Raw genomic sequence first — 12,023 nt, 5'->3', positions numbered from 1 at the left:
TTGGCGCGCGCGTCCAGCTCGGCGCGGCTCCAGGCCACCCCATCGGCGGCGACGGCGGCCGCGGCCGGGTCCAGCGCCACCAGCGACGACCAGCGCCGGGTGACGGTGTCCGCCTCGGGCTCGGCCGCGTCATCGGCCGTCAGCCACCGCTGGCCCCCGATGAACACCGGCAGGTCGCCCAGCGGGGTCATCGGGTCGGCGGCGATGGCGCTCAGCAGCAGTTCCAGGTGGTCGGCGAGCCTGCGCGCGGTGCCCTCGTCGAACAGGTCGGGGTCGTGGTCGATGTCGATGACCAGCTCGTCGCCGGGGCGCACCACGACGCTGATCGGGTAGTTGGTGGGCTCGGTGTCGGTGCTCCCGACCAGCCGCACGCCGGTCGCGTCCAGGGCGCCGGTGTCGAACGGGTAGTTCTCGAACACGACGATGCTGTCGAAGAGGTTCCCGCCCGCGGGCACGCCGCTCCAGGCGCGCAGCTGGGCCAGGGCGGCGTGGTCGTAGCGGCGGGCCTCGGACTGCCGGGCCTGCACCTGCGCCAGCCAGGCCGCGGCGGGCCGGTCGCCGGGCACCTTCAGCCGGGTGGGCACGGTGTTGATGAACATGCCCACCATCGACTCCACGCCCGGCAGGTCCGGCGGGCGGCCGGAGACGGTCGTGCCGAACACGACGTCGTCCGTGCCGCCGAAGCGGGACAGCAGCAGCGCCCACGCGCCCTGCACCACCGTGCTGGCGGTGAGCCCGTGCCGCTGGGCCTGGGCGCGCAGCCGCGCGGACCCCTCCGCCGAGAGCGCCAGGCGCACGCTGCGGCTGGACGCGGCCCGGTGCGCCCCGACCGGGTGCCGGTCGAACGGCAGCGGGGTCGTGGCGGTCAGGTCGGCCAGCTCGGCGCGCCAGAAGCGCTCGGCGGCGGCGTGGTCGCGCTCGGCGAGCCACGCCAGGTAGTCGCGGAAGGGGGCGCGGACCGGCGGCTCGGGGACCGGGCGGCCGGTCAGGGCGGCGTAGCGGGCGCACACCTCGGCGAAGACCTCCGCGGCGCTCCAGCCGTCGAGCAGGACGTGGTGGAAGGTCCAGACGACCAGCGCGGTGTCGCCGTCGCCGGGCGCGATCGCCACGCGCAGCAGCGGCGGCTCGGTCAGGTCCACGCCGCGGGCGCGGTCCTCGGCCAGGAAACGGGCCAGGGCGTCCTCGTCGGGCAGCTCCAGCGTCGTCACCGACAGCGCGGCGTCACCGCGGACCACCTGCACCGGCTCGGCGACCCCGTTCCACACCACCTGGGTGCGCAGCACGGGGTTCGCCGCGACGGTCTCGCGCCACGCCGTGGCGAGCGCGGACAGGTCGCCGACGCCGGAGAGGGTGAGCACGACCTGGTTGAAGTAGGCGTCCCCCTCGCCGTCGACCAGGGTGTGGAACACCATGCCCGCCTGCATCGGCGTCAGCGGGTAGACGTCCTCGACCACGCCGGTCAGGGCGTCCACCTGGGACTGGTCGAGCCGGGCGAGCGGGAAGTCCGACGGGGTGGCCCCGCCCGCGCCGGGCTCGGCGCAGTGCGCCACGATCGCCCGCAGCGCGGACAGCAGCCCGTCGGCCAGCTCGCGCACCGTGCTCTCGTGGTGGGTCCCGCGGTCGTGGTACCAGGTGAACTCCAGCCCGCCGTCGCGGACCTGGCCGACCACGTCGAGCTGGTGCGGGCGCGGCATGTCCGGGTGCGCCTGGCCGCCGAGGCCGCCGCGCACCCCGCGGACCAGGCCGCTGCCGGTCGTCCAGTCGAACTGCCCGAGGTAGTTGAAGCTGATCCGCGGCGGCTCGCCGGACACCGACGGGTCGCCGGAGAGGTGTCGCAGCGCGCCGTGCCCGACGCCGCGCGCCGGGATCGCCCGCAGGTCTTCCTTGGTGGTCTTGAGCGCGGTGGCCCAGTCCGGGTGCGCGCGCAGCACGACGGGGTAGAGCGCGGTGAACCACCCGACGGTGCGGGACAGGTCGGCCGCGGGGCCGTCCAGGACGTCGGCCTCGCGGCCGTGCCCCTCCAGGTCGACCAGGACGCGGTCGCGGCCCGTCCACGCGGTCAGCACGTGGCCCAGCGCGGCCAGCATGACGTCGTTGACCTGGGTCCGGTAGGTGCTGGGCACCTCGTGCAGCAGCGCCTTGGTGTGCTCGGCGTCCAGGCGCACCGAGACGGTGCCCATGGACCCGATGGTCCCCGGGCCGTCCCCGTCGACCGGGAGCCCCGGGTCGGCGTCGACGGTGCTCCAGTGCCCGATCTCGCCGTCGAACCCGCCCGCGGTGGTGTGGGCGTGCAGGCGGCGGGCCCAGTCGCGCCAGGACGTGGTCTTGGCGGGCAGCTGGGCGTCGCCGCCCTGGGCCCGGGTGTAGGCGGTGGCGAGGTCTTCCAGCAGGATTCGCCAGGAGACGCCGTCGACGACCAGGTGGTGGGCGGCGAGCACGAGCAGCGGCTGGTCGCCGGGCACGAACGCGGCCCGCAGCAGGGGCCCGTTCTCCAGGTCGAGCCCGCGCGCCAGTTCCTCGGCGTCCACGGCCCCGACCAGCAACTCGACCTGCTCGGCGGCGACGCCGCGCTGGCGCCAGCGGGACTCGTGGCGGGTGAACCGGGTCCGCAGGGCGTCGTGGTGCTCGACCAGCGCCGTCAGCGCGCGGCGCAGGGCCTCGACGTCGACGGCCGGGTCCAGCTCCAGGGCCGCCGACTGGGTGAACAGGGCGTGGTCGGGGTTGGGGGCGTCGAGGAACCAGTGCTGGACCGGGGTCAGTGGCGCGGGGCCGGTCACCGGGCCCTGGTCGACGGCGGGCGCGTCGCCCACCTTCCCGGCGCGGGCGGCGAGCGCGGCGACGGTGGGGTGGCCGAACACGTCGCGGGCGGTCAGCGCCAGGCCCGCGGCCCTGGCCCGGGAGACCACCTGGATGCTCAGGATGGAGTCGCCGCCGAGCTCGAAGAAGTTGTCCGTCGCGCCGATCCGGTCGCGGCCGAGCAGCGTGGCCCAGATGTCGGCCAGCGCGCGCTCGGCGTCGGTGCGGGGCTCGACGTGGGCGGCGGCGGGCGCGGCGGACCAGTCCGGCTCGGGCAGCGCGCGCCGGTCGACCTTGGCGTTCTTGTTCAGCGGCAGCGCGGCGATCGGCACGAGCACCGAGGGCACCATGTAGTCCGGCAGCGACTGGGCGAGGAAGTCGCGCAGGGCGCGCTGGTCGGGGTCGTGGCCGGGGGTGGCCACGACGTACCCGACGAGCCGGGTCCGGCCCGAGGGCCGGTAGGCGACGACGACGGCCTGCGCGACGTCCGGGTGCCGGGTGAGGGCGGCCTCGATCTCGGCGGGCTCGATGCGGAAGCCGCGGATCTTCACCTGGTCGTCGGCGCGGCCGAGGAAGTCCAGCGTGCCCTCGGCCGACCAGCGCGCGAGGTCGCCGGTGCGGTACATCCGGGTGCCGGGCGTGCCCAGCGGGTCGGGCATGAACCGCTCCGCGGTGAGACCGGGCCTGGCCAGGTATCCCCTGGCCAGCCCGGCCCCGGCGAGGTAGAGCTCCCCAGGCGCGCCGATCGGCGCCGGACGCAGGTCGGCGTCCAGCACGTAGGCGCGCATGCCGTCGAGCGGTCTGCCGATTGGCAGGCTCTCGGGGACCTCGCCCGTCAATGGGTGGTTGGTCGCGAACGTGGTGGTCTCGGTCGGGCCGTAGACGTCGGCCACGGTGAGCTCGGGGCAGGCGGCCCGCACGGCGCGCACCGACGCCGCGGGCACCACCTCGCCGCCGGTCCAGACCTCGCGCAGCCCCGCGAGGCAGCCGGGGTCGTCCTCGGCGACGAGGCGGAACAGGCCGGTGGTGAGGAACAGGCCGGTGACGCCGTGCGTGCCGATGGCGTGGCGCAGGACGCCGGGGTCCAGGTCGCCGGGCGGGGCGACGACGACCTGGCCGCCGCCCAGCAGCGGGACCCACACCTCGTAGGTGCTGGCGTCGAAGGCCAGCGGGGAGTGCATGAGCACGCGCTCGTGGCCACCGCCTGCGAAGCGGCTGTCGACGGCCAGCGCGACCACGTCGCGGTGGCGCACCGCCACGCCCTTGGGCTTGCCGGTCGAGCCGGAGGTGAACATCACGTACGCGAGGTGATCGGGCGTCAGGTCGACGGCCGGGGCGTGCGTCGGCTCGTCGGCCAGCGTCGGGTCGTCGGCCAGGACGACGGGGCCGTCGTGGGCCTGCCGCGCGGTCTCGGCGCGCGCCGCGTCGGTGATCACGACCGTCGCGCCGGACTCGGCGAGCAGGTCGCGCAGCCGGGAGACCGGCGCGCGGGTGTCCAGCGGCAGGTACGCCGCGCCCGCGGTGACGACCGCCAGTTCCACGGCCACCACCTCCGGCGACCGCTCGAGCAGCAGGGCGACCGGGCGGTCGGGCACCGCGCCGAGGGCGAGCAGGCGGTGCGCGAGGCGGTTGGCCTTGGCCGCCAGCTCGCCGATCGTCACCGAGACGCCGTCGGCGAGCACGGCGGGCACGTCCGGGGCGGTGCGGGCGCGCTCGGCGATCAGCTCGGGCAGCGTCCGCGCGGGCGGCTCGGGACTGGTGCCGTGCCAGGCGGTGAGGGTGCGGAGCTCGGCGTCGTCGAGCACGGGGATGTCCAGCGCGGGGCGGGCCGGGTCGGCGGCGATGCCGCGCAGCAGGGTCAGCAGCCTGACCGCGAGCCGCCGGACGGTGGCCGCGTCGAACAGCGCCGGGTCGTAGCCGAAGGCCAGGCCCAGCTCCGGCCCCGGGTAGACGACGACGCTCAGCGGGTAGTTGGTCGTCTCCACGCCGCTCAGCTCGCGCAGCCGCAGGCCGTGCTCGGCGGCGGCGTCGGCGTCGACCGGGTAGTTCTCGACCACGACGATGCTGTGGAACAGCGGGGCGCGCTCGGGCAGCGCGGCGCCCGAGCGCATCCTGGCCTGCGGGAGGTGGTCGTGGCGCTGGGCGCGGGTCTGGGCGTCCTGCAGGTCGCGCAGCCAGGGCAGCAGCGACTCGCCCGGGGCGACCCGCACGCGGGTGGGGATCGTGTTGATGAACATGCCGACCATCGACTCGACGCCGGGCAGCTCGGCGGGGCGGCCCGAGACGGTGGTGCCGAAGAGCACGTCGCGGGTGCGGTCGTGGTGGGCCAGCAGCAGTGCCCACGCGCCCTGCATGAGGGTGCCCAGCGTCAGGCCGGAGCGCTGGGCGAGGTCGCCGAGGGCCGCGGTGGTGCCGGTGTCGAGGCGGACGTCCTCGCGGGCGAAGGACTCGGCCTGGTGGGTGACCGTCGGGGGGCGGTCGAAGGGCAGCGGGGTGGGCTCGGTGACGCCGTCGAGGACGGCGTGCCAGTGCGCCTCGGCCTCGGCGGTGTCCTGGGCGGCCAGCCAGGCCAGGTGGTCGCGGAACGGCGGGCGGTTCGCCGGGTCGATGGGCGTGCCGTCGCGCAGGGCGGCGTGGTGGGCGAAGACGTCGGACAGGACGTGGAACAGGCTCCAGCCGTCGAGCAGCACGTGGTGGAAGGTCCACACGACCCGCACCTCGGTGGCCGAGAGCCGGATCAGGCCCACCCGGTGCAGCGGGGCGCGGCGCAGGTCGATGCCCTCGGCGCGGTCCTCGGCCAGCAGCCGGGCCCGCTCGTCGGCCTGGTCGTCCACATCGGACCAGTCGAGCATCCGGATGGGGAGCACGGCGTCGCGGCGGACTCGTTGCAGCGGCACGGGGACGTCGTCCCAGACCAGCTCGGCGCGCAGGGCGGGGGTGCGCTCGGCGACGGCGCGCCACGCCTGGGCGAGCAGCTCGGGGTCGGGCACGCCGTCCAGGACGAGGTCGATCTGCTGCAGGTAGGCGCCCGCGCCGTCCTGGGAGTGGAAGGCCATGCCCGCCTGGGCGGGCGTCAGCGGGAACAGGTCCTCGACGCCGGTGTCGACCAGGGCGTCCACCTGGGACTGGGTGAGCCCCGCGAGCGGGAAGTCCGACGGGGTGCGGCCACCCGCGCCCGGCTGCGCGCAGTGGGCGATGACCTCGGCGAGCGCGGCGGCCAAGGCGTCGGCCAGCCGGGCGACGGTGGTGTCGTCGTGGACGTCGGGCGAGTAGAACCAGGTGGTCTCCAGCTCGCCCGCCTCGACCCGGGCCACGACGTCGAGCAGGTGCGGGCGCGGGGTGGCGGGGTCGGCGGTGAGCGCCAGGTCCCGCTCGACGGTGGCCGCGAGCGCCCCGGTGCCGGGCAGGTCGGCCTGGCCGAGGTAGTTGAAGCTGATCAGCGGTTCGGCCTTGGCCAGGCGGGGGTCGCCCGCCAGCCTGCGCAGGGCGCCGTAGCCGATGCCCCGGCGCGGCACCGCGCGCAGGTCCTCCTTGGTCCCCTTGAGGGCGTGCGCCCAGTCCTGGTGGCCGCGCAGCACGACCGGGTACATGGCGGTGAACCAGCCGACGGTGCGGGAGAGGTCGATGCCGGGCAGGAGGTCGTCCTCGCGGCCGTGCCCCTCCAGGGTGACCGGCACGCGCCCGCGCCCGGTCCAGTCGGCGAGGACCCGGCCGAGCGCGGCCAGCAGGACGTCGTTGACCTGGGTGCGGTAGGCGTCGGGAACCTGGTGCAGCAGCGCCGAGGTCTGCTCGGCGGTCAGCCGGACCGAGACCGAGCGCACGCCGGTGGCCGGGGCCGACCGGTCGACGGGCAGTGCCGGGTCCACCTCCAGCGTCCGGGCCCAGTGGTCGGCCTCGTCGGCGAACTCGGCGGTGTGCGCGGCCAGGCCCCGGGCCCAGTCGCGGAACGAGGTGCTCTTGTCGCCCAGCCGCACGGGGTCGCCGCGGCGGGCCTGGTCGTAGGCGGTGCCCAGGTCCTCGAGCAGGATCTGCCAGGACACGGTGTCGACCACCAGGTGGTGCACGGCCAGCGCGAGCCGGGGCGCGGTGCCCGACTCGGCGAGCACGGCGCGCAGCAGCGGTCCGTTCGCGAGGTCGAACTCGCCTGCGTCGTCGTCCAGAGTGGACACGACGTGGAGAATTTCTCCGTGCTGGTGCTCGACAATGTGCTGGCGCCAGGTGTCGCCGGTCCGCTCGAAGCGGGTGCGCAGCGCGTCGTGGTGGTCGACGAGCGCCGCCAGCGCCGTGCGCAGGGCGGGCACGTCGACGCCGGGGGCGAGGGTGAGGACGAGTGACTGGTCGAACCGGCCGGGCACCGGGTTGGTGGCGAACATCCAGTGCTGGACCGGGGTCAGCGGAGCGTCACCGGTGACGCGGCCCTGCTCCGCGGTGACCTGGTCGGCCAGCGGGGTCACGTGCGGGGCGAGCGCGGCGACGGTCTGGTGCAGGAACAGGTCGCGCGAGACCAGCCGCAGCCCCGCGGCCCTGGCGCGGGCGGCCACCCGCAGGCCCAGGATGGAGTCGCCGCCGAGCAGGAAGAAGTTGTCGTGCACGCCGACGCGGGCCACGCCGAGCACCTCGGCCCAGATGGCCGCGAGCACGCGCTCGGTCTCGGTCCCGGCCTCGACGTGCTCGGCCCCGCCCGCGAACTCCGGCGCGGGCAGCGCGCGGCGGTCGAGCTTGCCGTTGGGGTTGAGCGGCATGGCGTCGAGCACCAGGATCGCGGCCGGGACCATGTGCTCGGGCAGCGTCTGGGCGAGGAAGGCCCGCAACTCGACCGGGTCCGGCGCCGATCCGACCACATAGGACACCAGTCGGGGGTGGCCGCCGTCCTCGCGCACGACGGTGACCGCCTCGGCCACCGCGTCGTGGCGCACGAGCACGGCGTCGATCTCGCCCAGTTCCACCCGGAACCCGCGGATCTTGACCTGGTGGTCGGTGCGGCCCAGGTAGAGCAGCTCGCCGTCGGCGGTCCAGCGGACCACGTCGCCGGTGCGGTACATGCGCTCGCCCGGCGCGCCGTGGGGGTCGGCGACGAACCGGTCGGCGGTCAGCCCAGGCTGGTTGAGGTAGCCCCTGGCCAGGCCCCGGCCGCCGAGGAACAGCTCCCCCGGCACGCCGACGGGCACCGGGAGCAGCTCGGCGTCGAGCACGTAGGCGCGGGTCCCGGCGATCGGCGTGCCGATGGGGACCGGGGACTCGCCGTCGGGCGCGGAGCTGTACCAGGCGGTGGCGTAGACGGTGGCCTCGGTGGGCCCGTAGATGTTCGCCACGCGCGCGCCGGGCAGGGCCTCGGCCACCTGGCGGGCCACGTGCGGGGTCAGCGCCTCGCCCGCGAGGACCACCAGCTCCGGCGTCGCGCCGAGCCCGCCGTCGGCGAGCATCTGGGTGAACGCCGACGGGACGCCGCTGACCAGGGTGGAGCCCGCGGCCATGCCCTCGCCCAGGGCGAGCACGTCGCGGACCAGCTCGATCCGGCCGCCCGCGAGCAGCGGGCAGAAGATCTCGAAGACGGAGACGTCGAAGTTGAGCGAGGTGGAGGCGGCCACCCTGGACAGCAGGTCCGGGCCGAGGTCGGCGGCCGCCCAGGCGGCGAGGTCGGCGACCGACTCGTGGGCGACCACCACGCCCTTGGGCCTGCCGGTCGAGCCCGAGGTGTGGATGACGTAGGCGGGGTGCCCTGGCCGCAGGGCCGCGCGCCGGTCCGCGTCGGTGGGGGCGGCGGCGGGGCGCCCGGCGAGGTCGAGCTCGTCGAGGAACAGGGTGTCCACGCCGTCGCGCGCACCCGCCGCGGCCGTGGTGAGCAGCAGCGCGGGCCGGGTGTCGGCGAGCAGGAAGGCGATGCGCTCGGCCGGGTACCCGAGGTCGACCGGCTGGTAGGCCGCGCCCGCCTTGAGCACCGCGAGCAGGGCCACGATGAGGTCGGGGGTGCGGGGCAGGGCGACGGCGACGAAGCGCTCGGGCCCGGCGCCGTGCTCGATGAGCACCCTGGCCAGCCGGTTCGCGCGCTCGTCGAGGTCGCGGTAGGTCAGCTCCACGCCGTCGCAGGCCACGGCCGGGGCGTCAGGGGTGCGGGCGGCCTGGCGCTGGAACAGGTCGGGGAGCGTCGCGGGGGACGCCGTGGGCGCCGCCGCGGGCGGGTTCCAGTCCACCAGGACGCGCCAGCGCTCGTCGTCGGTCAGCGGGGACAGCTCCGCCAGGCGGGCGTCCGGGCCTGCGGCGAAGGCGGCCAGCAGCCGGGTCAGGTGCGTGCTGACCCGCTCGACGGTCGCCGGGTCGAACAGCGCGGTGTCGTACTCGACGGTGAGGGCGAGGGTGTCCGCGCGCGGGGTGAACTCGAAGACCAGGTCGAACCGGGACGCCTGCCGGGGCAGGTCGTGGTCGGACACCCGCAGCCCTGCGACCTCGCGCGCGGCGGGGGCGGGCTGCTGGAGCAGGACCAGCGCCTGCACGAGCGGGGTCCGGCTCGGGTCGCGCTCGGGGCGCAGTTCCTCCACCAGCCGGTCGAAGGGGACCTCGGCGTGGGCGAACATGGCCAGCACGGTGTCGCGGACCGCCGCGACGAACTCGGCGACGGTGCGCCTGGTGTCCACGTCGGAGCGCAGGACGACGGTGTTGACGAAGAAGCCCAGCAGGTCCTGCACTTCCGGGCGGTCGCGCCCGGCGGTGATCGTGCCGACGGCGACGTCGCGCTCGCGGGTGTAGTGCGACAGCAGCAGCTGCACGGCCGCGGTGAGCACGGTGAACAGCGAGGCGCCCTCGGCGCGCGCGAGCCGGGTGAGGGCGTCGGCGAGGTCGGCGGGGAGGTCGACGCGGTGGGCGGCGCCCGCGCGCGAGCGCACCCGGGGCCGGGGCCGGTCGGTCGGCAGGTCCAGCACGGGCAGCCCGGCGAGTTCGGTCCGCAGCGCGGCCAGGTGCCGCGCCAGGGCGTCGTCGGTCAGGCGGGCGTGCTGCCAGGTGGTGAAGTCGCGGTAGGTCACCGGGAGCGCGGGCACGGCGGGGGTCTCGCCCGCCAGCGCCGCCCGGTAGTGCTCGACCACCTCGTCGACGAGCAGGCGGACCGACCAGCCGTCGGTGACGATGTGGTGCTGGGCGAGCAGCAGCACGTGGTCGTCGTCGGCGGCGGTGACCAGCAGCGCGCGGGTCAGCGGGCCCTCGGCCAGGTCGAAGGGGACGCGGAGGTCGGCGGCCACCGCGCTGTCCACGTCGGTGGTCCGCACGGTCGCCAGCGGGATGTGGCCGTCCTCGGCGACAACCTGCGTGCCGCCCGCGAACGTCGTCCGCAGCGCGTCGTGCCTGCGGACCACGGCGGCCAGCGCGGCGCGCAGCGCGGTGGTGTCGACCGCGCCGCCGAGCCGCACGGCGACGCCGGTGTTGTACTCGGTGGAGCCCGGGTCGTTCTGGTCGAGCAGCCACAGCCTGCGCTGCGGGGCGGACAGCGGGGTCGCGCCGGGAGCGCGCGCCTCGATGGGGCCGGTGTCCACGCCCGCGGTGTCGATCACGGCGGCCAGCGCGGCGGGGGTGCGGGCCTCGAACACCGCGCGCAGGGGAACGGCGGCGTTCAGCCGGGCGAGCAGCCGGGTGGCCAGGATTGAGTCGCCGCCCAAGGCGAGGAAGTCGTCGTCGACGCCGACCTCGGGCAGGCCGAGCACGTCGGCCCAGGCCCGGGTGACCGCGGCCTCGGTGGCCGTGCGCGCCCCGGCCGCCTCGCGGGTGCGCCAGACGGGCTCGGGCAGCGCGGCGCGGTCGAGCTTGCCGTTGGGCGAGAGGGGGAACGCCGTCATCGGCACGACGGCGGCGGGGACGAGGTGGGCGGGCAGGACCTCGGCGACGCGCTCGCGCAGTCCGTCGGACTCACCGAGGACGTAGGCGACCAGGCGCTTGAGCCCACTGGCGTCGGCACGGGCCACCACCACGGCGTCGCGCACGCCGGGCTGCTCGCGCAGCACCGCCTCCACCTCGCCGGGCTCGACCCGGAAGCCGCGGATCTTGACCTGGTGGTCGGCGCGGCCCAGGAAGCGCAGCTGCCCGTCCTCGCCGCGGCGCACCAGGTCGCCCGTGCGGTACATGCGGGCGCCCGGCGCGCCGTAGGGGTCGGGCAGGAAGCGCTGCGCGGTCAGCCCCGGGCGGCGCAGGTACCCGCGGGCCAGCCCGATGCCCGCCACGTACAGCTCGCCGCTGTCGGCCGGGCGCAGGTCCCCGTCGAGCACGTAGGCCCGGGCGCCGGGGATCGCGCTGCCGATGGGGACGTCCCCGCCGGGGCTCAGCGGCTCGCTCCAGGTGCTGACCACAGTGGACTCGGTGGGGCCGTAGGCGTTGACCATCCTGCGGCCGGGGGCCCAGTGCCGCACCAGCTCCGGCGGGCAGGCGTCGGCCCCGACGATCAGGGTGCGCAGGTGCGGCAGGTCGGTGCCGGGGTCCACGGTGGCCAGCGCCACCGGCGGGATCAGGGTGTGGGTGACCCGGTGGCGGTTCAGCACGTCGGCCAGGTCCCTGCCGAGCAGGGGGCCCGGCGGGGGGACGACCAGGGCGGCGCCCGCGGGCAGCGACAGGCACAGCTCGAGGATCGAGGCGTCGAAGCTGGGCGAGGAGAACAGCAGCACCCGGTCGCCCGCGCTCACCTGGAAGTGCTCGATCTCGGCCGCGGCGAAGGACGCCAGCCCGGCGTGGGTCACCACGACGCCCTTGGGCCTGCCGGTCGACCCGGAGGTGTAGATGACGTAGGCGGCGTGCTCGGGCGCCGTGGGCGTGGTGGGGGTGGACCGATCGCGGGCCTGGTCGAGGGTGAGCACCTGGGTGCCGGGGGCGGCGGGCAGCCCCGGGGCGATCTCCGCGCTGGTCACGAGCACGCGGGGGGCCGCGTCGGCGAGCATGTGGGCGATGCGCTCGGCGGGGTAGTCCGGATCGACGGGCAGGAACGCCGCGCCCGTCTTCAGCACGGCCAGCTGGGCGGCCACCATCTCGGCGGACCGGGGCAGCGCCAGGGCCACCACCTGCTCGGGCCCCGCGCCGTGCGCCCGCAGCCGCCGCGCCAGGCCGCCCGCCATGGCGTCGAGTTCGGCGAAGCTGATCTCGCCGCCGTCGTGCACCAAGGCGGGCGCGTTCGGCGACAGTGCCACCCGGGCCGCGATGAGCTCGACCAGCCGGGCCTCGGCCGGATTCGCGGCACCCGCCCGAAAGCCGGGCAT

The 12,023-nt window shown here is 76.1% G+C and carries 1 pseudogene (running past one end of the window); it reads right to left on the bottom strand.

Features of this window, described 5'->3' with window-relative positions:
- A pseudogene (locus tag ACTG9Q_RS23645) lies at positions 1-12,023 on the bottom strand (non-ribosomal peptide synthase/polyketide synthase) (its annotated part extends 25,837 nt beyond the left edge of the window); the annotation flags it as partial.

The organism is Actinokineospora lacus, from assembly GCF_053813445.1.
This window is presented reverse-complemented; position numbering and strand designations above follow the sequence as displayed.